The organism is Cyanobium sp. L1E-Cus, assembly GCF_024345755.1.
Lineage (GTDB): Bacteria > Cyanobacteriota > Cyanobacteriia > PCC-6307 > Cyanobiaceae > Cyanobium_A > Cyanobium_A usitatum.
The window spans coordinates 82,729-107,812 of sequence record NZ_JAGQBS010000005.1 but is presented as its reverse complement, the minus strand read 5'-3'; the positions used below and the strand labels follow the sequence as shown (position 1 = coordinate 107,812).

At 65.5% G+C, this 25,084-nt stretch carries 26 protein-coding genes; 15 read left to right on the top strand and 11 right to left on the bottom strand.

Features of this window, described 5'->3' with window-relative positions; all coding sequences use genetic code 11:
- Window positions 1-22: 22 nt before the first annotated feature.
- From KBZ22_RS06445 to sppA, 3 genes are all read right to left on the bottom strand, one after another.
- Window positions 23-616 (bottom strand): DUF2808 domain-containing protein, encoded by a 594-nt coding sequence (locus KBZ22_RS06445; RefSeq protein WP_254960870.1) that lies wholly within the window; start codon window positions 614-616, stop codon window positions 23-25.
- A gap of 88 nt (window positions 617-704) precedes the next feature.
- The gene (gene aroH, locus KBZ22_RS06440) at window positions 705-1,082 is read right to left on the bottom strand and encodes a chorismate mutase (protein ID WP_255021464.1); all 378 of its coding nucleotides are present in this window, start codon (window positions 1,080-1,082) and stop codon (window positions 705-707) included.
- Window positions 1,079-1,891 (bottom strand): signal peptide peptidase SppA, encoded by an 813-nt coding sequence (gene sppA / locus KBZ22_RS06435; RefSeq protein WP_106501686.1) that lies wholly within the window; start codon window positions 1,889-1,891, stop codon window positions 1,079-1,081. The genes aroH and sppA overlap by 4 nt, the downstream gene beginning before the upstream one ends.
- Window positions 1,892-1,949: 58 nt before the next feature.
- On the opposite strand from sppA, the gene KBZ22_RS06430 reads away from it, so the two are divergent.
- From KBZ22_RS06430 to KBZ22_RS06420, 3 genes are all read left to right on the top strand, one after another.
- Window positions 1,950-2,885 carry a DMT family transporter gene (locus KBZ22_RS06430; protein ID WP_255021463.1) on the top strand — a complete coding sequence of 312 codons (936 nt, stop codon included), beginning with the start codon at window positions 1,950-1,952 and terminating at the stop codon, window positions 2,883-2,885.
- Window positions 2,885-3,958: a glycosyltransferase gene (locus KBZ22_RS06425; protein ID WP_255021515.1), complete on the top strand. Its 1,074-nt coding sequence runs from the start codon at window positions 2,885-2,887 to the stop codon at window positions 3,956-3,958. The genes KBZ22_RS06430 and KBZ22_RS06425 overlap by 1 nt, the downstream gene beginning before the upstream one ends.
- Before the next feature lie 244 nt (window positions 3,959-4,202).
- Window positions 4,203-5,960 carry a glycosyltransferase family 39 protein gene (locus tag KBZ22_RS06420; RefSeq protein WP_255021462.1) on the top strand — a complete coding sequence of 586 codons (1,758 nt, stop codon included), beginning with the start codon at window positions 4,203-4,205 and terminating at the stop codon, window positions 5,958-5,960.
- Here KBZ22_RS06420 and KBZ22_RS06415 read toward each other — a convergent pair.
- Window positions 5,954-6,502 carry a DUF721 domain-containing protein gene (locus tag KBZ22_RS06415; protein WP_255021461.1) on the bottom strand — a complete coding sequence of 183 codons (549 nt, stop codon included), beginning with the start codon at window positions 6,500-6,502 and terminating at the stop codon, window positions 5,954-5,956. The genes KBZ22_RS06420 and KBZ22_RS06415 overlap by 7 nt on opposite strands.
- 87 nt (window positions 6,503-6,589) lie before the next feature.
- Between KBZ22_RS06415 and KBZ22_RS06410 the strand changes: the two genes are divergently transcribed.
- The 5 genes from KBZ22_RS06410 to KBZ22_RS06390 all read left to right on the top strand — a co-directional run bounded on the left by KBZ22_RS06410 (window position 6,590) and on the right by KBZ22_RS06390 (window position 10,869).
- Window positions 6,590-7,363, top strand: a complete 774-nt coding sequence (locus tag KBZ22_RS06410) for a PspA/IM30 family protein (RefSeq protein ID WP_255021514.1) — start codon at window positions 6,590-6,592, stop codon at window positions 7,361-7,363.
- A gap of 79 nt (window positions 7,364-7,442) precedes the next feature.
- Window positions 7,443-7,763, top strand: coding sequence for a thioredoxin domain-containing protein (locus KBZ22_RS06405; RefSeq protein ID WP_255021460.1), 321 nt, complete (start codon window positions 7,443-7,445; stop codon window positions 7,761-7,763).
- Window positions 7,750-8,943 carry an aminotransferase class I/II-fold pyridoxal phosphate-dependent enzyme gene (locus KBZ22_RS06400; RefSeq protein ID WP_255021459.1) on the top strand — a complete coding sequence of 398 codons (1,194 nt, stop codon included), beginning with the start codon at window positions 7,750-7,752 and terminating at the stop codon, window positions 8,941-8,943. Before KBZ22_RS06405 ends, KBZ22_RS06400 begins: the two co-directional genes overlap by 14 nt.
- Entirely contained in the window at window positions 8,940-9,647 is a 708-nt protein-coding gene (locus tag KBZ22_RS06395; protein ID WP_254941288.1) for a biotin--[acetyl-CoA-carboxylase] ligase, read from the top strand. Before KBZ22_RS06400 ends, KBZ22_RS06395 begins: the two co-directional genes overlap by 4 nt.
- A 43-nt stretch (window positions 9,648-9,690) precedes the next feature.
- On the top strand, window positions 9,691-10,869 hold the full coding sequence (locus tag KBZ22_RS06390; protein WP_255021458.1) for a M23 family metallopeptidase: 1,179 nt from the start codon (window positions 9,691-9,693) through the stop codon (window positions 10,867-10,869).
- A 7-nt stretch (window positions 10,870-10,876) separates the two neighbouring features.
- On the opposite strand, the gene KBZ22_RS06385 is transcribed toward KBZ22_RS06390, so the two are convergent.
- Together KBZ22_RS06385 and KBZ22_RS06380 are read right to left on the bottom strand one after the other, a co-directional pair.
- Window positions 10,877-11,551, bottom strand: a complete 675-nt coding sequence (locus tag KBZ22_RS06385; protein WP_255018740.1) for an ABC transporter ATP-binding protein — start codon at window positions 11,549-11,551, stop codon at window positions 10,877-10,879.
- Window positions 11,552-11,587: 36 nt separating this feature from the next.
- A complete protein-coding gene (locus KBZ22_RS06380; RefSeq protein ID WP_106501433.1) occupies window positions 11,588-13,147 on the bottom strand; it encodes an NAD(P)H-quinone oxidoreductase subunit N in 1,560 nt (519 codons plus the stop codon).
- Window positions 13,148-13,257: 110 nt separating this feature from the next.
- Here KBZ22_RS06380 and topA point away from each other — a divergent pair, with 110 nt between their 5' ends.
- From topA to KBZ22_RS06355, 5 genes are read left to right on the top strand one after another with little or no spacing between them, the layout of a single operon-like run.
- Window positions 13,258-15,975, top strand: a complete 2,718-nt coding sequence (topA, locus tag KBZ22_RS06375) for a type I DNA topoisomerase (RefSeq protein WP_255021457.1) — start codon at window positions 13,258-13,260, stop codon at window positions 15,973-15,975.
- Window positions 15,975-16,415, top strand: coding sequence for a hypothetical protein (locus tag KBZ22_RS06370; RefSeq protein ID WP_255021456.1), 441 nt, complete (start codon window positions 15,975-15,977; stop codon window positions 16,413-16,415). Before topA ends, KBZ22_RS06370 begins: the two co-directional genes overlap by 1 nt.
- Complete coding sequence (locus KBZ22_RS06365; protein WP_254960145.1) at window positions 16,415-17,077, top strand: DUF2232 domain-containing protein; 663 nt, start codon at window positions 16,415-16,417, stop codon at window positions 17,075-17,077. Before KBZ22_RS06370 ends, KBZ22_RS06365 begins: the two co-directional genes overlap by 1 nt.
- Before the next feature lie 21 nt (window positions 17,078-17,098).
- Window positions 17,099-18,232, top strand: a complete 1,134-nt coding sequence (locus KBZ22_RS06360; RefSeq protein WP_255021455.1) for a nicotinate-nucleotide--dimethylbenzimidazole phosphoribosyltransferase — start codon at window positions 17,099-17,101, stop codon at window positions 18,230-18,232.
- A gap of 10 nt (window positions 18,233-18,242) precedes the next feature.
- Window positions 18,243-19,280 (top strand): twin-arginine translocation pathway signal, encoded by a 1,038-nt coding sequence (locus KBZ22_RS06355; protein ID WP_255021454.1) that lies wholly within the window; start codon window positions 18,243-18,245, stop codon window positions 19,278-19,280.
- On the opposite strand, the gene KBZ22_RS06350 is transcribed toward KBZ22_RS06355, so the two are convergent.
- Together KBZ22_RS06350 and KBZ22_RS06345 are read right to left on the bottom strand one after the other, a co-directional pair.
- On the bottom strand, window positions 19,277-20,350 hold the full coding sequence (locus KBZ22_RS06350) for an aldo/keto reductase (RefSeq protein ID WP_255021513.1): 1,074 nt from the start codon (window positions 20,348-20,350) through the stop codon (window positions 19,277-19,279). The genes KBZ22_RS06355 and KBZ22_RS06350 overlap by 4 nt on opposite strands.
- A gap of 61 nt (window positions 20,351-20,411) precedes the next feature.
- Window positions 20,412-20,981, bottom strand: a complete 570-nt coding sequence (locus KBZ22_RS06345) for a bifunctional nuclease family protein (RefSeq protein WP_255021453.1) — start codon at window positions 20,979-20,981, stop codon at window positions 20,412-20,414.
- Between the two features lie 60 nt (window positions 20,982-21,041).
- On the opposite strand from KBZ22_RS06345, the gene KBZ22_RS06340 reads away from it, so the two are divergent.
- Entirely contained in the window at window positions 21,042-21,707 is a 666-nt protein-coding gene (locus KBZ22_RS06340; protein WP_254996853.1) for a riboflavin synthase, read from the top strand.
- 49 nt (window positions 21,708-21,756) lie between these two features.
- Entirely contained in the window at window positions 21,757-22,332 is a 576-nt protein-coding gene (locus KBZ22_RS06335; protein WP_255021452.1) for an HdeD family acid-resistance protein, read from the top strand.
- A 24-nt stretch (window positions 22,333-22,356) separates the two neighbouring features.
- On the opposite strand, the gene KBZ22_RS06330 is transcribed toward KBZ22_RS06335, so the two are convergent.
- The 3 genes from KBZ22_RS06330 to ctaD form a co-directional block, all read right to left on the bottom strand.
- The gene (locus KBZ22_RS06330) at window positions 22,357-22,722 is read right to left on the bottom strand and encodes an AbrB family transcriptional regulator (RefSeq protein ID WP_254941327.1); all 366 of its coding nucleotides are present in this window, start codon (window positions 22,720-22,722) and stop codon (window positions 22,357-22,359) included.
- A gap of 125 nt (window positions 22,723-22,847) precedes the next feature.
- Window positions 22,848-23,456, bottom strand: coding sequence for a heme-copper oxidase subunit III (locus KBZ22_RS06325; protein WP_396111767.1), 609 nt, complete (start codon window positions 23,454-23,456; stop codon window positions 22,848-22,850).
- Entirely contained in the window at window positions 23,453-25,075 is a 1,623-nt protein-coding gene (ctaD, locus tag KBZ22_RS06320; RefSeq protein WP_255021451.1) for a cytochrome c oxidase subunit I, read from the bottom strand. The genes KBZ22_RS06325 and ctaD overlap by 4 nt, the downstream gene beginning before the upstream one ends.
- Between the last annotated feature and the right edge of the window lie 9 nt (window positions 25,076-25,084).

The following is a 25,084-nucleotide window of genomic DNA, read 5'->3' as shown; positions in this document are numbered from 1 at the left end:
TGGGGCTCAGTGTCTATGCCACTCAGTTGTTAGGCGGATCGATCTGAATCAGCCAGCTGCCCAGGTAGCCGGCCATTGGCACGTCGCCGGGGGCTTGGGCCAGGGCATTGAACTGATACATGCCGATGTTGAAGGGATTGAAGATGTTCATGTACACCCCGATGGTGCCGGTGTCTGGCACGGGGGTATCTGGGAAAATCTCTATGGCACCGCCATCGGCAGATACTTCGATCGTGGCTGGGATGGTCTCCTGGCACTTGGTGCGAGACATCATGCCGCCCTCACTCATCTTGCAGAGCTTGACTCGCTTGGGATCAATCTTGGTGTCAAAATAACTTGGGACGCTGATACTTAGTTTTAGAATTGCCGTCTTGCGATCTTTTGGTCTGAGTATCAAGTAGTACTCCGAGCGCTTGAGGCGCTGGGTTTCGGTCATAAAGAAGTAGAGCTTGCGGTAGTCCTTGGTGTTGTCCCAGCGGAACTCCATCAGGCTGGGCGTGCCCTGAGCCAGGCTCGGCTGGAGACTGGTGCTAAGCGCAACTGCTCCAGTGACGAGTGCGGCGCTGGCGGCCAGGGCCGGGAGGGCGAGTTGGTGGCGAAGGCGAGGGAAACCCATCAGGGCTGCACCAATAAGTGATTTGATTCTCAGCAGGGAGCTGCTGCCCCGGTGCCCGGGGTGGCCGGCCCCAAAGGTGGCGGCGGGCCTATGGCTGAGCCCGATCTGGTCGCAGGCCAGCTGCCTCGCGCAGGTAGGGGTGCACCGGGGTCTGCTGCGGTTGTAGCCAGGCATGGGCCAGCAGTCGGATGCAGCGAGGCAGATCGCCCACTACTTCCATTTGCTGGCAATCGAGCAAAGCCACCTGGTCCCAGCCTGGCTGGCGCCTGGCGATGGCCGCCGGAAAACAGGCATCTAGATCCCGGGTTACGGAAAAGGTCACCGACACCAGCTGCTCTCCCTGGAGTCCATTGCGCTCCATAAGGGCATCCACAAGCTCCTTGACACAGGCCTGAATCGCCTCGGTGCTGTTCGCCTCGGCGGTGGTTGCCCCGCGCAGGGCCCGCAGCACAAAACCAGCATTCATGGCCTGTAGAGCCACAGGGGTTGACCGCTCCAGGCCAGTTCCAGGCTGAAGCTCTCGATCAGTTGGCGCAGTTGGCTGCGGCCGGGCAGTACACCGCCAAAGCGTTTAGGCGGGCTGCCAAAGGTGGTTGGGCGGGTTTTCTCAGGGTCGAGGCCAGCCAGCTCAGCGGCCAGTCGCCTGGCCGTCTCCTCATCACCGAGCACATCTACTAAACCCAGCTCCAGGGCTTGGGCGCCGCTGAACACCCGGCCATCGGCGAAGCCGCGCACCGTCTCTTGGTTAAGCCCCCTTCCCGTTGCTACAGCCTCCACAAACTGGTGGTAGCTCGAATCAATCAAGCTCTGCAGCAGCTTGCGTTCCCCTTCGCTGAGAGCGCGATCCGGCGAAAGGATGTCTTTGTAGAGGCCGCTCTTGACGGTTTCAAAGCTCACGCCCACCCGCTCCAGCAGTTTGGAGAGGTTGTTGCCCCGCAGAATCACGCCGATCGAGCCGGTGATCGTGCCTGGGTTGGACACAATTTTTTCGGCGGCAACTCCGATGTAGACCCCGCCTGAGGCGGAAATGTTGCCGAAGCTGGCCACCACCTTGCAGCCCTTTTCTCGCAGGCGCATTAGGGCGCTGTAGATCTCCTGGCTGTCGCCCACGGTGCCGCCGGGGCTATCAATACGCAGCAGAAGAGCAGGGCACTCCCGTTGCTCCACCTGGCGCAGGGCCTTGAGCACCCGGCTGCGGGTCGGGCCGGCGATTGGTCCTTCGATGGCAATGCGCGCCAGGGTGCGACGGGTCTTGCGGCGCCAGGGCCAGGGCATTTGGGATAGGTGAAGTGGTTGGATCTTAAAAACAAAGCCTTCGCCGGCCAGGAAGCCCATGCCCCAGGCCCTGCGATGGCCCTTGATGTTGCTCCCTTTTGCGCTGTGGGGCACGGCGATGGCGGCGATGCGGCCCCTGCTGGAATCCGGCAGTCCCCTGCAGGTGGCAAGCCTGCGGCTGCTGCCAGCGGGGGTTCTGGTGCTGCTGGCCGCCCTGTTGCTGGGCCGCTCCCTGCGGGTGGCTGCCGTTGATTGGCCCTGGTTGCTGGCCTTTGCCCTGGTGGACGGCAGCCTCTTCCAGGGGCTACTGGCCCGGGGCCTGGGCCAGACCGGAGCGGGCCTGGGTTCGGTACTTATTGATTCCCAGCCCCTGCTGGTGGCCCTGCTGGCCCGCAGTCTGTTTGGGGAAGCGATCAATCCGGTGGGCTGGGTGGGCCTGCTGCTGGGGTTGCTCGGCATCCTTTGCCTGGGTTTGCCGGCACCGGTGCTGCGCCACTGGTGGCTCGATGGTCCCGTCGCCCTTGGCGAACAGGCCTGGAGCCATGGCGAGCTGTGGATGCTGGCGGCGGCGGCGGCGATGGCCATCGGCACGGTGCTGAGTCGCTACGCCAGCCGCCAGAGCGATCCGGTGGCAATTACCGGCTGGCACCTTCTGCTTGGTGGCCTGCCGCTGCTGGGCGGGGTCGCCTGGGAGGGGGCCCTACTGCCCAGCTGGAGCCTGGAAGAATGGGGATTGATGGCTTACGCCACCGTGCTCGGCAGCGCCCTGGCCTACGGCCTCTTCTTCTGGTTTGCCAACAGTGGTGACCTCACGGGTTTCACCGCTCTCACCTTCTTAACTCCCGTCTTCGCCCTGCTCTGCGGGGTTTTGCTGCTTGATGAGCAGTTGCAGCCGCTGCAGTGGCTCGGGGCCCTGCTGGCCTTGGTGTCGGTGCTGTTGATAAACCGGCGCAAGCAGCTCTGGCGCGGTACCTCCCTGCTGGAGCAGCCGTGATGCGGATCCTGGTGGTGAGTACTCCGGTGGGAGCCCTGGGCAGTGGCCGCGGCGGTGGGGTGGAGCTCACGGCCTGTGCCCTGGTAGCGGGGTTGTTGGCGCGGGGCCACCGGGTGACGGTGCTGGCGGCCGAGGAGTCGGTGTTGCCCACCTCCTGCCTCGCCGCCGAACTTTGGACCTGTAGCGGCAGCTCCCAGACCAGCGCCCAGCACCAGCAGCGCAGTGCTGCGATCACGATGCCGGCCGATGGCCTGCTGCAGGCCTTCTGGCGGCGGGCGCTTTTGGAGGGGCCTGGGGCCGGCTTTGAGGCGGTGATCAACCTGGCCTACGACTGGCTGCCTCTCTGGTTGACCCCCCTAGCGCCCCTGCCCCTGTTTCACCTGGTGAGCATGGGTTCGGTGAGTGAGGCGATGGATTTGGCGATTGCCGAGCTGGCGGCTTGGGATCAGCGGCGCCTCGCTTTTCATACCCGCGTGCAGGCGGAGGATTTTCGTTTGCCCCAGGCGCCGGTGGTGCTGGGCAATGGCTTTGACCTAGACGCATACGGCTTCTGCGCCGAGCCTGAGCCTCTGCTCGGCTGGGCCGGCAGGGTTGCGCCGGAGAAGGGGCTGGAGGACGCGGCGGCGGCGGCGGCCCAGCTGGGGTTACCCCTAGCGGTGTGGGGTTTGGTGGAAGACCAGGCCTATGCGGCAGCTGTGGAGGCGTCGGTGCCTGCTGGCACCCTGCAGTGGCGGGGTTTCTTGCCCACCAATCAGCTGCAGCAGCAGCTCGGCCATTGCCAGGCCCTGCTGAATACCCCCAAGTGGAATGAGGCCTACGGCAACGTGGTGGTGGAGGCGCTGGCCTGCGGTGTGCCGGTGGTGGCCTATCGCCGCGGCGGCCCCGGCGAGCTGGTGCAGCACGGTCTCACTGGACTGCTGGTGGAGCCGGACGACGTGACGGCCCTGGCGGCGGCGGTGGCACAGGTGGGTGCGATCGAGCGACGCGCCTGCCGGGCCTGGGTGGAGGCCAACGCCACGCGGGCGGTGCTGGCGGAGCGGGTGGAGGAGTGGTTGCTGGCGGGGCTGACCTGACTGAGATGGGGCATTCACGGCCATGCGGCAGGTGAACCGTTTGTGATCAGCTAGCCGCCGCCGAGATCGCCGATCTGTTTGAAGGCGGTTGGTAGGAACTGCCAGGTCCGGCTTGCCACCAGCGGTCGCACGTCGCTTCAGTACGTTGAATGCTTCGGCAAAACGCCCTCTGCCACAGCGCTTAACGCCAGATCTGCTAAGCGCTGAGCCGCCACCGGCCACGCTGACCCGCCATCGCCTCGTCTTGCTCGGCACCCTGGCGATCGGCTTGCTGCTGTTCGTGTGGCAGCTCGGCAGCACGGGGCTAGTGGATGAAACACCGCCGCTGTTCGCCGCCTCCGCGCGGGCGATGGCTGAAACGGGCGACTGGCTGATTCCCCGGGTCAACGGCCTGCCCCGCTACGACAAGCCGCCGCTGGTGTATTGGCTGATGGGGGCCCTCTATGCCCTGCCGGGGCAGCAGGCCTGGAACCCCCTGGGCACCTGGGCGGCGCGGCTGCCCTCGGCCCTGGCCAGCGTGGCGCTGATGCTGGGCCTGGCCCACACGCTGCTGCGCTGGCCCCAGCGCTCCCGGGCCCCAGGGGCCACGGCGCTGGCGGCCGCCCTGGCCTATGGCCTTTCGCCCCTGGCGTTGGTGTGGGGCCGCATCGCCGTGAGTGATGCTCTACTGGCTGGGTGTCTGGGGTTCAGCCTGCTGCTGAGCTGGCGCTGCTACGCCGCAGGCGGGCGCCGCTGGTGGCAGGCCTGGCTGGTGCTGGGGCTGGCGGTGCTGGCCAAGGGGCCGGTGGCGGTGCTTTTGCTGGGGCTCACCCTCCTTTTATTTGGCTGGCTGCAGGCGGATCTGGGCGGGCTGTGGGCGCGGCTGCGGCCCCTGCCTGGACTGGCACTCACCGCCCTGGTGGCGCTGCCTTGGTATGGACTGGCGCTGCTGGTGGAGGGAGAACCGTTCTGGCAGAGCTTTTTTGGCTATCACAATCTTCAGCGCTTCACCGCGGTGGTGAACAACCACCAGGCTCCCTGGTGGTTCTTCATGCCCGTGCTGGTGATCGCCAGCTTGCCGGTCATGCCCTTGTTGCTGCTGGGGCTGGCCCAGGGCCTGGGGCGCCTGCGCTGGCGCTGGGTGCCGGCGGAGCCGCTGGCGCCCGAGCTCTCCCTGCAGCGCTTTGCCGCCTGCTGGCTGCTGGCGGTGTTTCTGTTTTTCACTGCGGCCGCCACCAAGCTGCCCAGCTACTGGCTGCCGGCCACACCGGCGGCGGGCCTGCTGGTGGCCCTTGCTGCTCAGCGGGGCCGGCGCTGGGCCTGGGGGCTGAGCCTGCTGCTCACGGCGGGGTTGGCCGGGGTCTTCGCGGCAGGCCCCCTTTGGCTGCCGCTGATTGAGGCCCCCGAGATGCCCAGCCTGGGGGCTGAGCTGTTGGCCGGGCCCTGGGTGCCCCTGGCCGCGGCCTTCTGGGCCCTAGCCCTGCTGCTGGGGGCCTGGGCAGGCTGGCGCAAGGACGCTCTGTCGGGCCTGCTGGCCCTGCAGCTGCCGCTGGCTGCATTTGTGCCGGCCGTGTTGCTGCCGCTGGTGGAGTTGGGGGATCGGCTGCGGGCCGCCCCAGTGCGGGAGCTCGCGGCTGAGACCCGCTCCGCCCGCCGGCCCAGCGAGCCGCTGGCGATGCTCGGCATGCTCAAACCCTCGCTGCATTACTACAGCCGCCGGGTGGTGATCTTCGAGGGTGATGAGCCCCAGCACCTGTTGAACCTGGCCGATCGCCTGCGGCATGAGAGCCGCCCAGGCCAACCCGCCAGCACGTCGGCGCAGCAGCCAAGTGTGTTGGTGGTGATTGATTCCGGCACCGCTGCCCAGCCCCACTGGCAGGGACTTAAACCCCAGCTATTGAGTCGCCGCGGTATCTATTCCCTCTGGCGCCTGGAGCGCAGTCGCCTGGAGCAGCGGGCGGCCCAGCTGCAGCGGCAGGGGGTGGCCGCCGACTGGCGGCTGCAGCGCCCCGAGCGCTACTGAGGCTGCGCGCCATCTAAAGAGTGGGTCAGCTGCTTTTGCCGGCAGAAACTGCAATGGCCCCAGCGGGCCATCTCACCGGCGGGGGCCGGGCTGGTGCAGCGGGGACAGCTAGCCATGCCGTGGACGTCCACCCGGCTGGGATGGACGCTCCACACCTCTTCCTCCTGCTGGCGGCCGGGGGCTACGGCGGCGCTGGGGTGGTGCTGCTCCAGGCGTATGTCGCGCACGGTGAAGCCGTTGGCGCGTAGGGCCCCCAGCAGTTGGTGGCGGTTGTATTGGAGCGCCTGCAGCCAGGGGCCAGGGGCGGCGCCCACGGTGAGCAGGCCGCTGTGCAGCCGCAGGGGCCGGCAGTGGGGTGCCAGCTGGGCGCCGGCGATGCGGGGCCAGGCCTGCCATAGGGCTGCCAGGTGTCCGCCCTGCTGCCAGCTTTGCTCCAATTCCCGCAGGCAGCTGGCCAGGGCGCTGGCGGGCTGCCGGGGTGGCGGCATCAGCAGGCTCAGATTGCCGAGTTGGCGGGTTTGCTGTCGGGGGGCCTTGGCCATGGCTTGACCCTATCGGCGGTGCGGCAATCCCGCTGGTGAATCAAGCCAAACCCTGGCTAACCTCAAGCCTTGCCCCTGCAGCCTCCGATGGGCTTCTTTGACCGCCTCAGCCGCCTGATCCGCGCCAACGCCAATGCGGCGGTAGGCGCGATGGAGGACCCTTCCAAGATTTTGGATCAATCGGTGGCCGACATGCAGTCGGACCTGATCAAGCTTCGCCAGGCGGTGGCTACTGCTATCGCTAGCCAAAAGCGCATCCAGAACCAGGCCGAGCAGGCCGATTCCCAGGCTAAGACGTGGTATGAGCGCGCTGAACTGGCACTCAAGAAGGGTGAGGAAGACCTGGCCCGCGAAGCCCTAGGGCGCCGCAAAACCTGCCAGGACACCGCCACTGCCCTCAACGCCCAGCTGCAGAGCCAGGCGGGTCAGGTGGACCAGCTCAAAAAGAGCTTAGTGTCACTTGAGAGCAGGATCGCTGAGGCCAAAACTAAAAAGGACATGCTCAAGGCCCGGGCCCAGGCGGCCCAGGCTCAGGAGCAGCTGCAGAGCGCCGTGGGCAGCCTCGGTACCAACAGCTCCATGGCCGCCTTTGAGCGCATGGAGGAAAAGGTGCAGACCCTGGAGGCTCGCAGCCAGGCCGCCGCTGAGCTGGCTGGAGCAGATCTGGAGAGTCAGTTTGCGGCCCTTGAAGGGGCCCCCGAGGTTGACGATGAATTGGCGGCTTTGAAAAATCGCCTCGCCGGTGGGACACCGGTATCCCTGCCCCTGGGAAGCTCAGCTGCTCCCCAGCTCGAGCCGGTAAAGGTGAGCGAGGTAGACCCGGAGCTCGAGGAGCTCAAGCGTTCGATCGACAAACTTTGAGCGGCTTGGCAGTTCGTCTCCGGCCGGCTGCCCCGCTCCATACAATCGCCGTACGCATACGTTTTTAAGGGCTGCTGTCGTGTCTGTCGCTCATTTCACCGATGCCAATTTCCAAGCTGAGGTGACCGATTGTTCTACGCCCGTGTTGGTGGATGTATGGGCCGAATGGTGCGGTCCCTGCCGGCTGATGGCTCCAATGATGGAGTGGATGGCTGCTGAATATGCGGGTCGCCTGGTGGTGGGCAAGCTCGAGGCAGACGCCAACCCAGTGATTCGCGATGGCTTGCAGATCCAGGGACTGCCCGCCCTGATCTTGTTCCGAGATGGCAAGGAACTGGCACGCCACGAGGGTGCCATGGCCAAACCGCAGCTACAGGCTTTTGTGGATGCCCATATCTGAGCGCCTGTCGCGTCTTGGCAGCGGCGTTTTCGCCCGCAATGACCAGCGCAAATCTGCCTACGCATCTCGTGCCGCCAGCCGGGGTTTGTCCCCACTGCTCGATCTCTCACTCGGCTCCACCGATCTGCAACCCCCCGAGGCGGCCATCGAGGCGATCGCTGCCCAGCTTGGTCAGCCCGCCAGCGCCTCCTACTGCCTTCACGCAGCAACCCTGCCCTTTCGCTCGGCAGTGGCCGATTGGGCCCAGCGTCGCTTTGGGGTGAAGGTGGATCCGGAGACGGAGGTGCTGTTGCTGGTGGGTTCCCAGGAGGGAACGGCTCACCTGCCCCTAGCGGTGCTCAACCCGGGTGATCGGGCCCTGCTGCTCGACCCCTGCTACCCCTCCCACCTGGGTGGCTTACACCTGGCTTCCGCTGAGCCGGTGTTGTTGCCGCTCGATCCCGAGGCGGGCTGGCGACCGGATTTTGATGCCCTCAGCCCAGAGCAGTGGGACGACTTGAAGTTGATGGTGCTCGGCTACCCCCACAACCCCACTGCCACTACGGGCCAGCAGGTCTGGCTGGATGAAGCGGCGGAAAGGGCCTTTCGCCATGGGCTGGTGCTGGCCCACGACAACCCTTACGTGGATCTGGCCCTCGATGGCGATGCGCCAGCCCTGTTGCGAGCACCCCATTGGCGCGACTGCGGCATTGAGTTTTTCTCCTTTTCCAAGGGCTGGTGTTTGGGGGGCTACCGGCTTGCTTTCGCCATCGGTGCCGAGTGGTTGATCAGCGCCTTGCGCCAGCTCAAGGGGGTGGTGGATTTCAATCAGTCCCTGGCCCTGCAGGCCGGGGCGATTGCGGCCCTTGAGCAGGCTCCGAATTGGCCTGGTCAGTTGCGGCAGGAATATCGGCTGCGGCGCGATCGCATGGCTGACGCCCTTGAGGCGGTGGGCTGGCCGGTGCGGCGGCCCTCAATGGCGCTTTATTTGTGGTTGGAGTTGCCGCCCCAGGCGCGCCAGCGCAGCTGGGGCAGCGAAGATTTTTGTGCAGCCCTGCTCGAGGCCACCGGTGTGGCCCTGACGCCTGGCAATGGCTTTGGCCCCGGAGGGGAGGGCTGGCTGCGCCTTGCTCTAGTGCATCCGGTGGCTGACCTCGAGGCTGGTGCGGCCCGCATCGGTGCCTGGCTGGCCACCCTTTGAGCTGGCAGTTGCGCCGCCTGCCGGTGTGTGCCAGCACCGAGATCGAACTTGATCGCTGGCTGGAGCGGCGCCAGGCCGCAGGCATGTCGCTGCAGCGGCTGGCGGTAACAGCTCGGCGCCAGCGTTTTGGCCACGGTCAGCAGGGGCGGCCCTGGTTATCGCCGGCGGGCGGGATCTGGCTCAGTGCGGCCATTCCTTGGGCTGGGGATTTGCCTGGAACGGCCTCCCTGGGCCTTGCGGTAGCGGTGGGGCTGGCCCAGCAGCTCGAGGCCCTGGGGCTTTCGGTGCAACTCAAGTGGCCCAACGATCTGCTCGTGGGGGATCGCAAAATTGCGGGGTTGCTGCCCCGGATGCGCTTGCGGGGTCAGCGGATCCGCGCTGCCCAGGTTGGGGTTGGTCTTAATGGTTGCAACCGGGTGCCGCCTGGAGCCCTGTCGGTGGCAGAGGCCCTCGGCTGCCGCCAGGGCCACCCCCTGGCGCGGCCAGAGCGCTTGTTGCCCAGGGTGCTTGCCGGCCTGGAATGGGCTGCGGCCCATGCCCAGCAGCCTTGCCAGGTGCGCGCTGCCGCCGAGGCCCGGCTGTGGCGCCCTGGGGCGGGCTGGTTGCACGACGGTGAGCTTTGGCAGGTGCTGGGTCTGCATGCCGATGGCCGCCTGCGCCTCGGCCGGCAGGGGCGGGAGCTGGCCCTCCAGCGCCACTTCTGAGGCCGTTCCTTCGGCAAGGCCACGGTTAGGCAGGATTTTTACAATGGCGCCTATGCGCGATCGCCAGCCACCGGGGCAAGCCCCCCTAAATTCTGCTGCCCCAAGCCCCCTGCGCCGGGGCCGTGGCCGGGTCCTGGTGGGGATGCTGCCCCTTATGGCAGCCCCCCTGCTGGGAGTGGGCCTGGCCTGGGGGCAAGACCAGCTCAGTCCTGGCCTTGCCCCTTCGCCTGCTGCCGCTGGAGCCAATCCCCAGCCGGCAATCGAGATGCCGCCAGCGCCACCGTCCGTGCCCCTGGCCCAGCCGCTGCGTCCCGATCCGGCTGCCCTGCAGAGCCGGCCGCCGACCCGTTTTGATGCCTCCCTCGATGAGCTGGTGCGTGATGGGGTGGTTAGTCCGGTGGAGCGGGCCCTGATTCGTTCGGGCACCGGCACGACCCCCTTCAACGTGCCGGCCCACCAGCAGGCCTGCAGCAGCGGCGCCCTTTCCCAGCAGGAGTGCAGCAGTGGCTTGGTAGTGCGCTGGCGCGGCCGTACCAACAAGGACCTAAATGCTGGAGTAGCAGGCGCTGGTAATGCTGGCCCTGAATTTGGCCGCTATGACGGCGAAGGTCGCTTGCTGCCGCCTCTCACGGTGCCGGTTTCGGCCCTGCTGGCCGGCGCTGGCGGTAGCTTTCGCCTTGCAGATGTCTTTGGGGTCACGCCCCGCCCGGCTCCGATCGGTGGCAACGGCAACCGCAAGCTGCTGTTTCCCTTAATTGGTTCGGCCATCACCAGCAGCAACTTCGGCTACCGGCTGCACCCGATCCTGGGCAGCTGGCTGATGCACGCGGGACGCGATCTGGCGGCTCCAGAGGGCACGCCAGTGGTTTCAGCCCTGGGCGGCTTGGTGGTGAGCAGTGGCCTGGCGGGTGGCTATGGCCTGGCGGTTGAGGTCGAACACGACCGGCCGCGGCGCCGCACCCTCTACGGCCATCTTAGCGAGCTCTACGTCAAGGAGGGTGATCGGGTGCGTCAGGGCGAGGTAATAGGTCGGGTCGGCAGCACGGGCTTGAGCAGCGGACCCCATCTGCACTTCGAGTTGCGGCTGCCCGGCGACGGCGGCTGGGTGGCGGTTGATCCTGGTGATCTAGACCCGGGCAAGGGGGCCGCCGGCAGCGATGCCATCGCCCTGTTGATGGGGCAGCTATTAGAGAGATTGGAGCGGCCACGCTCCCTTAGCTGAGGATCCGTCAGCCCAGAATCCGGCCGTCGCGGAAGTGCACGATTTTCTCGGCCCGGGCAGCCACGTCGTCTTCGTGGGTAACCATCACCACGGTCATGCCGCCGCGATGCAGGGCATCGAAGATGTCGAGTACTTCGGCGGTGGTTTGGGAATCCAGGGCCCCGGTCGGCTCGTCGGCCAGCAGCAGGGCGGGCTGGTTGATGATCGCCCTGGCTATGGCTACCCGCTGCTGCTGGCCGCCCGAGAGCTGATTGGGCTTGTTATTTAGCCGCTGACCCAGCCCCACCCGCTCGAGGGCGGCCTGGGCCCGTTGGCGCCGCTCAGCCGCAGGCACCCCCGCGTAAACCATCGGCAGGATCACATTGTCGAGGGCGCTCAACTGGGGCAGCAGATGGAACTGCTGAAACACAAAGCCCAGGTCGCGGTTGCGCAAATCAGCGAGCTGGTCATCGCTGAGGTCTTCCACCGGGGTGTTGTTGAGCCGGTAGCTGCCGCTGGAGGGGCGGTCGAGGCAGCCGAGAATATTCATGGCCGTGCTTTTGCCGGAGCCGGACGCTCCCATCACGGCTAAGTAATCCCCTCTATTGACAGTGAGATCCACACCATCGAGGGCCTTAACGGCCATCTCGCCGCTGCCATAAACCTTGTCTACGCCCTGAAGTTGGGCAACGGGATCCCCCATCAAATCGCTGCCCTGTTCTTAATAAATAACCCGTGTTCAACCAATGGCCTGAACGAGCATCGGCGTGCCGGTAACAGCCTGGCTGGCCCAGGTGAACAGGGGGTTGGAGAGAATGCCACCCACGGCGGTGACAATCACGCAGCCCACAAGGGCGGTGCGCAGGGCAGGCAGGCCAGCCACAGACCAATTTATCGCCGGGTAAGCCTTCACCACGTCTGAAGCTTCCTGGGGCTCTTTTACCACCATCATCTTGATCACTGAGATGTAGTAGTAGATCGATACCACCGAGGTGACCAGACCCACCACCACCAGCAGGTATTGGTGATCGGCCCAGCCGGCAAAAAATAAATAAATCTTGCCGAAGAAGCCCAGCATCGGTGGTATCCCACCTAGGGAAAGCAGGCAGAGACTTAACCCCAGGGTGATCAGCGGATCCTTTTGATAAAGGCCGGCGTAATCAGCGATGCGGTCGGAGCCGGTGCGCAGCGAGAACAGGATGATGCAGGCGAAGGCGCCCAGATTCATGAACAGGTAGGCCGCCATGTAGAGCACCATCGCGGCGAAGCCGTCTTCGGTGCCGCACACCAGGCCGATCATCACGAAGCCGGCCTGGCCGATGGAGCTGTAGGCCAGCATCCGTTTCATCGAGGTTTGGGCCAGGGCCACCACGTTGCCCAGCACCATGCTGAGCACCGCAAGCACGGTGAACAGCAGCTTCCACTGGGCATCAAAGCTCTCGAAGCAGCCCACCAGGATGCGCAGGGCTAGGGCAAAGCCGGCGGCCTTGGAGCCCACCGAAAGGAAGGCCACCACCGGCGTTGGCGAGCCTTCGTAGACGTCGGGGGTCCATTGGTGGAAGGGCACCGCTGCGATCTTGAAGGCCACCGTGGCCAGCACGAAAACCAGGGCTAGAGCCGTAACGGGCGAGGCGCTGGTGCGCAGGGCCAGGGCTACGGCGTCGAGGCCGGTGGCGCCGCCGGTGAGGCCGTAAAGCAGGGAGGCGCCGTAGAGAAATACAGCCGCGGCGGCCGAACCCACCAGCAAATATTTCAGTGCTGCCTCGGAGCTACGGGCATCCCTCTTCATGTAACCGGCCAGCAAATAGCTAGACACAGAGAGAGTTTCCAGGGACACGAAAATTGTCACTAGATCGGTGGCGCCACATAGGAACATGGCGCCGAGGGTGGCAGCCAGCAGAATGCCGGCGAACTCACCCACCGGTGTGCCGCTCTGCTCCACGTAGCGCCAGCTGAGCAGCAGTGAAATCAAGGTGGAGGCCGCCACCACGGCTCGGAAGGCAATCGCCAGGTTGTCCGCCAGGAAGGAGCCCACGAAGGCGGGCTGCAGGTCGGGGGTGTTCCACTGCAGGGCAAGCAGCACCAGGGCGCTGCCCAGGCCGGCATAACAAATCGGTGGCACCCAGCGGCTGGCGGCCTTTTCGCCAGCGAGATCCACCAGCAGGCAGGTGAGCAGCGCGATCAGCACCGCCGCCTCCGGGGCGATGGCGCCAGCGTTGAGCTGGAGATTTAATCCTCCCGTTCCGGCACCACTGCCGATCGCATCGGCCACGGAAGAGAGGGCGCCCAGCAGGAACATCAGCGAGGGGACCGCGAGGTGGGAGCTGTGATGTCGGTGACTGTAGCTGCGCCTGGCTGTCAACTTGGGCGCTTGATGCGATAAAGAGGGAAGCGGTAAGGCGCTGGTCTGTGGGTCACACCCTGGTCATTGTTGAAAGTCCGACGAAGGCCCGCACCATCCGCGGCTTCCTTCCCAAGGACTTCAAGGTGGAAGCCTCGATGGGGCACGTCCGCGACTTGCCCAATAACGCCAGTGAGATTCCGGCGGCTCACAAGGGTGAGAAGTGGGCCAATCTCGGCGTCAACACCGCCGCCAACTTCGAGCCCCTCTACGTGGTGCCGAAGGACAAGAAAAAGGTGGTCAAGGAGCTCAAGGATGCCCTCAAGGGCGCCGACCAGCTGCTGCTGGCCACTGACGAAGATCGGGAGGGGGAATCGATCAGCTGGCACCTGCTGCAGCTGCTCAGCCCCAAGGTGCCGGTGAAGCGCATGGTGTTTCACGAGATCACCAAAGAGGCCATCAGCCGGGCTCTCGAGGACACCCGCGACCTCGATATGGAGCTGGTGCATGCCCAGGAAACCCGGCGCATCCTCGATCGGCTGGTGGGTTACACCCTCTCGCCGCTGCTGTGGAAAAAGGTGGCGTGGGGGCTGAGCGCCGGCCGGGTTCAATCGGTGGCAGTGCGCCTGCTCGTGCAGCGCGAGCGGGCCCGCCGGGCTTTCCGCAGCGGCAGCTACTGGGACCTCAAGGCCCGGCTGGAGCAGGGCGAAGCTGGCTTTGAGGCCAAGCTCAGCCATTTGAAGGGGGAGCGCATCGCCGGAGGCTCCGACTTCGATGAGAGCACCGGCGCCCTTAAGGCCGGCAGCAAGGTGAGGCTGCTGAGCGAGGCCGAGGCCCGCCAGCTCCAGGTCCAGGTGCAAGCCAATCCCTGGCAGGTGACCTCCGTAGAGGAGAAGCCCACGGTGCGAAAGCCCGTGCCGCCTTTCACCACCAGCACCCTGCAGCAGGAGTCCAACCGCAAGCTGCGGCTCTCGGCCCGGGAAACCATGCGCACGGCCCAGGGCCTCTACGAGCGCGGTTTCATCACCTACATGCGCACCGACTCGGTGCACCTCAGCGACCAGGCGATCAACGCAGCCCGCAGCTGCGTCAGCGAGAAGTACGGCAAGGACTACCTCAGCCCCAGCCCCCGCCAGTTTTCCACCAAGGCCCGCAACGCCCAGGAGGCCCACGAGGCGATTCGCCCAGCCGGTGAGGCGTTCCGCACCCCAAACGCCACAGGTCTAGATGGCAAGGATCTGGCCCTCTATGAGCTGATCTGGAAGCGCACCGTGGCCAGCCAGATGGCTGATGCCCGCCTCACCATGCTCGCCGTTGAACTGCAGGCCGATGGCGGCGCCCTGGGCCCAGCCCACTTCCGGGCCTCGGGTAAGCGCATCGACTTCGCCGGTTTCTTTCGCGCCTACGTCGAGGGCAGCGACGATCCCGATGCGGCCCTTGAAGGTCAGGAGCTGTTGCTGCCGGCCCTGAAGGTGGGCGACAGCCCCGCCTGCAAGGCGGTGGAGGCCCTGGGCCACCAAACCCAGCCCCCCGCTCGCTACAGCGAGGCTGCCCTGGTGAAGATGCTTGAGAAGGAGGGCATCGGTCGCCCCTCCACCTATGCCTCGATCATCGGCACGATCGTTGATCGCGGCTACGCCACCCTCGCCAACAACTCCCTCACCCCCAGCTTCACGGCTTTTGCCGTGACGGCCCTGCTGGAGGAGCACTTCCCGGATCTGGTGGACACCAGTTTCACGGCCCGGATGGAGAACACCCTCGATGAGATCTCCCACGGTCAGGTGCAGTGGCTGCCTTATCTGGAGAGCTTTTTTAAGGGAGAAAAGGGCCTGGAAACCCAGGTGCAGCAGCGGGAGGGTGATATCGACCCCGGCGTGTCCCGCACCGTTGAGCTGGAGGGCCTGCCCTGCGTGGTGCGCATCGGCCGCTTCGGCGCCTACCTGGAAACCAAGCGCGTAGCTGAAGACGGCACCGAGGAGCTGCTCAAGGCCACACTGCCCCAGGAGATCACCCCTGCCGATCTCGATGCCGAAAAGGCGGAGCTGATCCTGAGGCAAAAGGCCGATGGGCCTGAGTCCCTTGGCGATGACCCGGAAAGCGGTGAGCAGGTGTACTTGCTGTTTGGCCAGTACGGGCCGTACGTGCAACGGGGCCAGGTGAGTGACGAGAACCCCAAACCGAAGCGGGCTTCGCTGCCCAAAGGCGCCAAGCCCGAGGAGCTGACCCTGGAGGATGCCATCGCCCTGTTGCGGCTACCCCGCCAGCTTGGCGACCACCCGGAGGGCGGTCGGGTGGAGGCGGGTCTCGGTCGCTTTGGCCCCTACGTGGTGCACCACAAGGGCAAAGGCGAGAAGGACTACCGCTCCCTTAAGGCGGAGGACGACGTACTGGTGGTTGGACTTGAGCGAGCCTTGGAGCTGTTTGCCATGCCCAAGAAGGGCCGTGGCGGCCGCACGGCCCTCAAGGACATCGGTGTCCCCGAGGGCGCCGACGAGGCGATCCAACTGTTTGACGGTCCCTACGGCCTCTATGTCAAGCAGGGCAAGGTGAATGCTTCGCTGCCGGAGGGAACCACCGCCGACACCATCACCCTGGAGCAGGCGGTTGAGCTGCTGGCCGCTAAGGCCGCTAGCGGCAAAGCTGCTGCCAGGAAGCCGGGAGCCAAAAAGCCAGCAGCCACTAAACCGGCAGCTAAGGCTCCTGCGGCAAAGAAAGCTCCCGCCACCACCAAGACCGGCCGCTTGCGCGCCAGTGCCGTGCGGGTGATCAGGGCGGCGGACAGCTGATGGCAGGCGCCGGCCGCACCTTTGGGTCGCTGCTTTGCGCCCTAGCGCTTGCTGGCTGCAGTGGCACCCGCTTCGGCGACCAGCTGGCCCGCAGCTTCTCAGCGCCCCCGGCCCAGCCCGCTCAGCCGGTCTCTCCTACCCCTAATCCAGCTACCGCCACTCCCGCCTCAAAAGCTGCTGCCCCCACTGCTGTCTCCCCCAAAAAGGCTGAGCCCAGGCCCGTGGAAGCCAAGGCGGCAGCCGTCAATCCCAGTAAGCCAGCCCCTTATCGCATCACGATCCAGCTGCCCTCCGCCGATCCCGCTGCCCCGGCGGAAGCGGTCACAGAAGCCTTGCGGGCGGCGGGGGTCAGTTTTGAGGTGGAGATGATTGAGCGGGTCGGAGCTGCTGCCACGCCGGCGCCTGCCCCCACGGTCACACCGGCGCCGGCACCGCGCTGATGTCGTCCCGGCGCCAACTCAACCGCGGCCAGGCCCGCCAGTTGATGGATACGGCCTATCTCGCCGCCGCCACCGCCCTGCTGTGGGTGGCGCTCTACTACCTGCCGGTGGGCAGCCCCCTATTTCGGCTGGCCCTGCCCCTGCCCCTGGCCCTGTTGCAGTTGCGTCATGGCTGGCGCTGTGCCGTGGAGGGACTGGTTGTGACCGCCCTATTGCTGGTCGCCCTGATGGGTCCGATCCGGGGGCCGTTGGTGGTTTTCCCCTATGGCTTGCTGGCGCTGTGGCTGGGCTGGTGCTGGCGGGCCAGGGCCGGTTGGCGTTCCAGTTGGTGGCTGAGCTGGGGTGTTGGCAGCCTGATCAGTGCAGCTGGCTTCCTGGTGAGGGTGGCGGTGCTCTCGGTTTTGGTGGGCGAGAACCTTTGGGTGCTGATCACCACGGCGGCTGCTGGTTTATTGGAGAAGTTGGCTGGCTGGCTGGGCTTGGCGGCATCGATCGAGCTGGCCCAGGTGCAGCTGGCTGCGCTGGCGTTGGTGTGGGTGCAGAACGTGATCGTGGTGCTAGCCCTGCATGCGGTGGCCTACTGGATCTTTCCGCGCCTGCATTCCCCCATCCCAGAGCCCCCAGATTCCCTTCGGGCCCTGGTGGCCCTTGACCCCCTCTGATGCCACCCTCTAAGCGGCCTGATGGCCCCTGATTCCTGGACCCAGGCTCTGGAGCAGGGCTGGTGCCGCAGCCGCACTCTGCTGCTGCTCGCCGCCACCGATACGGCTGCGGTGCCTGGGATTTCCGCTGCCGGGGCATCGCCCCAGTCCCGGCTGGGCACGGCGGCCGCCGATGCCGAATTGCTGCTGCTGGGCCCCGGTGGTCGCCGCTGCCATGCCCTGCCGCCCCTGCCGGCGGGGGTCAGCCCGGCCCTGATCAGCCACGTGGTGTTGAGTCAGCTGGGGCTGTTGGAGCGCACCCGGGTGCTCGATCTGGGCTGTGCGATTGCGGCGGCGGTGCCGCACCTGCGCCTGCCGGGGCTGGAGAGTGTCGGCCCGGCCCGCTGCCTCAGCACGGGCCAGGCCCTTGCCCCAGCCAGGGTGGCGGCCCTGGTGCAGCGCGGCAGCGCCTGGGGCAGGCGCTGGGATCCGGCCGAGCCGTTGCTGCTGGCCGAATGTGTGCCAGGAGGCACCACCACGGCCCTGGCGGTGCTCGAGGGCCTGGGGGTGGCAGCGGCGGGTTTAGTGAGCGGCAGCTTGCGCCAACCGGCCCATGGCCTGAAGGCGGCCCTCGTGGCTCAGGGTTTGGCTGCAGCGAGTTTTGAGGCGGCAGATCTGACGGGAGTTGCGCATCCCCCAGCATTTGCGGACCCCCTAAACGTGTTGGCGGCGTTGGGGGATCCAATGCAGGCCTTCGCTGCTGGGCTGGTGGGGGCGGCGGCGGCCCGCGGTACGCCGGTGCTGCTGGCCGGTGGCAGCCAGATGGCGGCGGTGCTGGCCCTGGCCCTAGCCCTGGCTGAGCCAGGCCAGCGGCCAGCCCTGGCGGATCGTTTGGTGGTGGCCACCACCGCCTGGGTGGCCGAGGAAGCTGGCAGCAACCTGGCCCTGCTGCTGGAGCGCATAGGTGCCCGCTGGCAGGTGCGGCCGAGGCTGGAGGTGGCGGCTCTGCGCTTCCATGGCTGCAGCAGCGCCGCCCTACGCGACTACGAGCGCGGCTACGTCAAGGAGGGGGTGGGGGCCGGCGGCCTGGCCCTGCTCTGGCAGCTGGCGGGCCGGCAGCCAGGGGCCCTGGCTGAGGCCTGCGACGCAGCCTGCCGTCTGGAGCTCGGTGCCTAGGGTCGCTGCCATGGCATTCACTCCCGCTGTGCTCTCCCGTCGCCGGCTGCTGCAGCTAGGGGTGGGAGCTGGCGCTGGCCTGCTGGCCGCCTGCCGCTCCGCCCCTGGCCCCGAGCTGCTGCTGGCAGAAGCAGACCTGCCAGCCGCCTGGCTGAAGCAACTGCCCGCCCCCTGGCGGACACGCCAAGTGGCTGATGCCGCTGCTGTGCAAAAAGTCGTGCGTGAGCTGGGCCAAAGGCCGGCCCCTGGCTTGGTTGCTCCTGGTTTGGTTGCCCTGAGTGACGGCTGGGCCAGTGGCCTGAGCCGGCAGCAACTTCAGTCCTTTGAGGCGCCGCGGCTCTGGGCTCGCCTGGCCGCCTTCAGTGCCCCGGTGGCCCGTCTTTATGGTCCGGTGGGTGAGGCGCAGCTGGCCTTCCCCTGGGCCTACAGCCCCTGGGTGATCGCCCTGCGCAGCCGCCCCGACCTGGCCGCCCGTCGCGAGGAGGGCTGGCAGTTGCTGCTTGATCCCAGCCTGCGTGGCCGGTTGGTGTTGCCCTCCAGCCCTCGCATCAGCCTGGAGATCATGGGCGGCGATTTTGAGCGGCTGGAGCGGTTGCGGGCCCAAGCCCTCGCCTACGACGACCGTGACGGCCTCAATCTGCTGCTCAGCGGTGATGCTGAGGCGGCGGTGCTGCCCCTGCAGCGCCTGATTCCCCTGCTGCGCCGCGACCAGCGCCTGGCGGTGATCTGGCCCGACAGCGGCGCGCCCCTCAGCTGGCAACTGCTGCTGCGACCTGCCGGTGCTGCACAGTCAGCGCCACCACCGCTGGAGTGGCTCGGTGCAGTGCTGGAGCAGCCCCAGCTGGAAGGGCTGCTGGCCCGCGGCTGGGTGCCGCCCCTGCCCCAGGCTGATCTGGCGCCGGTAGCGCGGCGCTTTCCCGAGTCGATAGCAGCCCTGCTGCTGCCTGGAGATGGCCTGCTGCAGCGCTGCTGGAGCCTGCCACCCCTTTCCGTGCCCCAGCAGCTGGCCCAGCAGAACCTCTGGGATGCGGCCGCCCCCAGGCCCTAGCCCCAAAGGCGGCGGCGGGGGGCGGCGCTCAGGCGCCGGTGGGTGTCGGCTAGCAGCTCGGGGATGGGCAGCTCGTGGGGGCAGCGGGGCAGGCAGGCGCCGCAGGCGCGGCAGGCCTCGGCGTTGAGCTGCTCCCACCAGTGGCCGGCGCGGCCGATCAGGTTGTAGCGCTCCTGGGCAAAGGCCTCCATGCCGTGGCCCACGGCCAGGTTGCGCAGGCGCAGGAGTTCGGGGATCGGCACGCCGTTGGGGCAGGGCAAGCAGGCGCGGCACTGGCCGCAGCGCTCCGCCCCCAGGCGCTCGCGGCCGGCGACGTCCAGGCGCTGCAGGGCTGAGCGTTGCGCAGCACTCAGCCAGGGCGAGGGCCCGCCGATGGCAGCGGCCCAGGCCAGGTCTTCCGGCTGCTCAGCCCCCAGGCTCAAGGTGGAGATCCCCTGATCGAGCAGGAAGCGATAGGCCAGCTCCAGGGGGTGAAACGGGGCGCAGTCGGCCAGCAGCTCCGCTGGTGGGTCGTAGAGGCGCCCGCCCTTGTCGGCCGGGGAGATGGCAAGCACGCCGATTCCCTGGGCCAGGGCGGCGCGGGCGATGGGCAGGAGGGTCTGGTCAAACAGGTGCACATGCAGGCTGCAGAACGTGAAGCTCCCCGAGCTCAGGGCGGCTTCGATCAGCTCGGGCGTGCCGTGGCTGCTGAAGCCCACCTGGCCCACCAGTCCTTCGTCTTTGGCCCAGGTCAGCAGGTCGGCGCCGGGCCCCTTAATCGCCCACTCCAGGTGCTCGGGGCGGTTGAGGCCGTGCACGGCCAGGTTGGAGAGCTGGGCCACGCCAAGGCGCGCCAGGATTGAGCGCAATTGCCCCTGGCCGGTGGCCAGGTCGGGGCCGGGCAGCAGTTTGCTGGTGATGCGCCAGCCGTCTGAGGGGCCCAGGTTGTCCCGTTGCAGGGCCGCCAGGGCCTGGCCCAGGAAGGTTTCGGCGGGTCCATAGGCAGGGGCTGTTTCCAGGTGGTTGATGCCGGCGGCCAGGGCTGCCCTAAGCACCGCTTCCATCTGGGCGGGGCTGCCCAGGGCCCGCATCGTGCCCAAGCTGAAGGCCGACACCGCCGGCCCGGCGCCGTAGGGGCGCCGCAGCCGGTTTTCAGGCTGTTGGTTCATCCCCAGGTTGGTCGGCTTTGGGGTGGGCCTGTTTGAGGTGGCGCACCAGGTCGGCAGGGCTGGTGCTGTCCAGGAAGCGGCGGAAATTGTCCTGCTCCTGGGCGTCGGCCTCCGCATCCACCGGGATGGAGGCATCAGCCACGACCTCTTCAAGCATCCAGATGCTGCTGCCGGTGCGCAGGGCTAGGGCGATGGCATCGCTAGGCCTGGCGTCGAGTTCGATGCTTGAGGCAGCTGTTTGGTCGCCAGGCGCCCCAGCTTCCCCATCGCTAGCGGGGCTGAGTTTCAGCACGGCGCGGAAGGTGCTGTCTTCGATCGTGTGAATTACAACCCGGTCGAGCTGCAAACCCCCAGCGTCGATCAGGTCGGCCATCAGGTCGTGGCTGAGGGGTCGGGTCGGTGGTTCTTCGCTGAGTCCCGCCAAGATGTTTTGGGCTTGGGCCTGGTCGATCCAGATCGGCACCTGGCGCCGGCCCGATGGATCGCGTAGCAAAACGATCGGGCTGCGACTGGCCGCATCGAGGGCAATTCCGGCAACGCGCATTTCAACCATGGCTCAGCGCTGCCCTTTAGCCGATTATGGCGAGGATTATCGCCCTGGGCTGGAAAGCAGATGTTTACCGGGCTGGTGCAGGCCACAGGCGTGATCCGCCGCTCTCCCCACGGGGTTCAACTGCAGTGGGCTGCTGCCCCTGGGGCTACTTGGACCCCTGCCAGCCTGGCCCTGGGCGACAGCGTGGCGGTGGATGGGGTTTGTCTCACCGTGGCTGGGCGGCTGGCCGATGGCTTTCGCGCCGATGTCAGCGAGGAAACCTTGGGCCGCACCACCTTGGCGGCCAAGGCAGACCGGGGCGGCAGGGTGAATCTTGAGCCGGCCCTGCGCCTGGCCGACCGGCTTGGTGGCCACCTGGTGAGCGGCCATGTGGATGGGCTCGGGGTGGTGCGAGCCATCGCCCGCCAGGCCGCCTCCTGGCGCCTGGAGCTGGCCTGGCACAACCCCGCCTACGGCCGCTATGTCTGCGAAAAGGCCAGTGTGGCGGTGGATGGAATCAGCCTGACAGTGGCCGGCTGCGACCCCGATGGTGTTGGTTTCTGGATTGCCGTGATCCCCCACACCTGGGCCAGCACCACCCTGGCGCAGCTGGCGGTGGGGGATGGGGTCAACCTGGAGGCCGACCTACTGGCCAAATACACCGAGCGTTTGCTGGCTGCCACCGGCCCCAGCGGCGCGGCCGAGCCGATCAATGCCCCCTGGCTGGCTGATCACGGCTGGATCTGACGTCTGCGCTTGGCGTGACTACCGTCCAGGTGATGTTGCTGCCATACCGATGGGCTCAGGTCTGTTTTCGGCCAAAGGCGAGGGATTGAAGGCCTTCACCCTGTTTGAGGGGGTGTTGATGCTGGTACTTGGGGTGCTGGCCCTGATCTTCCCGGTGCTGGCTTCCGCCTGGATCGCTGTGATCGTGGCGGTGGGCTTTCTGGTGGGCGGCATCGTGGGTTGGGTAAGCAACCTGGCCCGCTCCCGCCAGTTGGGACGCTGGTATTGCTTTTCGCGGCTGGTGATTTCCACCCTCTTCATCGTGGTGGGGGCCTGGATGATTCAGCAGTTCCGCGGCGGTCCGCTCGAGGGCGGCGTGGTGGTGGCCAGTCTGGCCTTTGCCATCGGCATCGTTTTCATCCTCGAAGGCGTGGTTTCGATGCTTGTGGCCCTCGGTCACACACGGGTGAGTGGCTGGGGTTGGGGCTTGCTTAACGGCATCGTCACCCTGATCCTCGGCGTGATGATCGTGACCATGCAGGCATGGGGACTGCTCTGGGTGATTGGGGTGCTGGTTGGAATCAGCTTCCTGTTCAGCGGTATTGACTTGCTCGCCTTCAGCGCCAGCTTCCACGGCGACGACTGAGCAGGAGCGACAGGGGAGAGGGGTCTAGGGATCTTGTGGTTCGAGCGGTAGCAGGCTGATCGAGCCGTTGTCTGGGTTGATCTCGATCCGAAATTCCTGGCCCGGCTCCAAACCCAGCCTGCGGGTATAGGCGTGGCCGATCAGCAGGTTTCCGTTGCCATGCACCCGGGTGCGGAAATCAGCTTGCCGTCCCTTGCCTTGGCCGCTGCTGGCGGTTCGGCTAACGCTGTTTGGTACCGGGTAGCCCTTGGCAGCCACCAAAGCTCGATAAAAACTTTTTTTCAGCACCCGTCCGCTCGGACCCACGTAGCCGCAGCCCCGGGCGATTTCGTCCTCTGGGCGGTTGCTCAGGGCGCGGGCCCGATCAAGAAGGGCCTTGCCTTCCAGCATGTCCGCGGGGCTGTCGCCGTTCCTGGCCGCCATGTAAAAGGCCTGCGCTGGGCAGATATATGTACTGATTGTGCCCGGTACGCGAGGAAATCGCCATCCGTGCCAGCGGTTGACGACTTGGAGCCTCAGAGCAGATACAGGATTCCGTAGAGCACAACCCAGATGCCATCAACGAAATGCCAATAGAGCTCAGCCGCTTCTAGGCCGAAGTGGTCGCTGGCGCTGATGCGTCCTCCCTTGCGAGTTTGCAGAGCAACGATGGCGATACAAATCACGCCAAGAGTCACGTGTAGGCCGTGGAAGCCTGTTAAGGCGTAAAAGGTGCTGGCAAAAAGGTTGTCGGTGAGGCTGAAGGGCAGGTTGAAATACTCGACCATCTGACCCGCCAGGAAAATCGCGCCCAGGCCACCAGTGATTGCCAGCCAGAGGCGGCTGGCCCCCAGCTGTCCGGCCCGGCATTCCTTGCCGGCGCGGTGAAAGGTGAAGCTGCTGATGATCAAAACCACCGTGTTGATGGTGGGTAGCAGCAATTCGAGCTCATAGATCCCCCCTTCCGGCAGCGGATTCACGGCCCGGAAAGTGAGATAGGCGGCAAAAAAACCGGCGAAGGTCATGCCATCTGCCACTAAGAAGGTGGCCAGGCCAAATAGGCGGAAATCTCCGTGGCCCTCACCAGCTGGGCTGTGGCCAGCCTCAATGGCGACTGAATCCTGTAGGGGTGTGGTGCTGGTCACGCTTTTGTCTCCTGGTGCTGGCCGTAGCCGTAGGGCTCGGTAACTAGTGGTGCCTCGCCGTGCCAGTTTTCAACCGGTGGCGGCGAACTGGTGAGCCACTCAGATGTAAGGGCATTCCAAGGGTTGTCACCAGCCTCTTTGCCGTTTATCGCCGTAACCACCACGTTGATAAGCAGTGGCAGGGTGCTGATCGCCATCAACAGGGCGCCCACGCTGCTCACCTGGTTAAGGGTGGTGAAGGCGGGATCGTATTCGGCAACCCGACGAGGCATGCCATTTAAGCCGAGCCAGTGCTGGGGGGCGAAGCAGAGATTGAAACCAACAAAAGTGAGCAGGAAGTGGAGCCTCCCCAGGTCCTCGTTGAGCAGGCGACCGGTGAATTTCGGATACCAGTGATACAAAGATCCGAAAATAACAAACACCGTGCCCCCGTAAACAATGTAATGGAAGTGACCCACTACGAAATAGGTGTCGTGAACGTGAATGTCAAAAGGCACTTGGGCCAGAGCTACGCCAGTGATGCCGCCGAATACAAAATTAACGATGAAGGCGCATGAAAACAACATCGCCGAATTAAGGGCAATCTTGCCGCCCCACAAAGTCGCCAACCAGTTGAAGAATTTGATGCCGGTTGGAACGGCGATAAAGGAGGTGGCAATCGTGAAAAACAGGCGCATCCACGGCGGTGTGCCACTGGTGAACATGTGGTGAGCCCAAACAATTAGGCCAAGGAAAACGATCGCCATGATCGAATACACCATTGTGGTGTAACCAAAAAGAGGTTTGCGGGCGTGGATGGGAAGTATTTCGCTGACGAGCCCGAAGGCTGGCAGCACCATGATATATACAGCCGGATGGGAATAGAACCAAAAAAGGTGTTGATAAACCACTACGTTTCCACCCATCGTTGGGTTGAAAAATCCGGTGTGGGCAATGATGTCGAAACTGAGCAGAATTAGGGTGCCTGCCAGTACTGGCGTCGACAGCACAACTAAAATACTGGTGCCCAGCATCGCCCAGCAATACATGGGCAGCATCATCAGCTTCAGCCCAGGTCGCCGCAGCTTCAGGATGGTGGCAATGAAGTTGATGCCGCCAAAAATCGAACTGCCACCAAGCAGAAGCACGCTCAATATCCACACCACTTGGCCTGCCGCTGGGGTGGTGAGGCTTAGGGGTGGATAGGCGGTCCAGCCGGATTGGGCAGCCGCTCCAGCAATAAAATAACTACTTATAAGAAGAATGCCCGCAGGTGGAATCAGCCAGAAGGCCACTGCGTTGAGACGGGGGAAAGCCATGTCTCTGGCGCCCACATAAAAGGGAATCAGATAATTGCCGAAGGCGCCATTCACGACTGGCACGATCCAAAGAAAGATCATTACCGTGCCGTGCAGGGTGAGCACCTCGTTGTAGGTCTCACGGCTGACAAAATCAGATATTGGACTGATCAGTTCCGTGCGAATAACCCCAGCTAGGGCGCCGCCGATCAAATAGAAGATGAAGCCACAAACCAAATACTGCAGCCCAATCACCTTGTGATCCAGGCTGAAACTGAAGTAGCGCAGCCAGCCTTGGGGTTGCAGGTTGCCGTCGAAATCGCTTGGGTTGGCGAGAGTCATGGCGGGTCG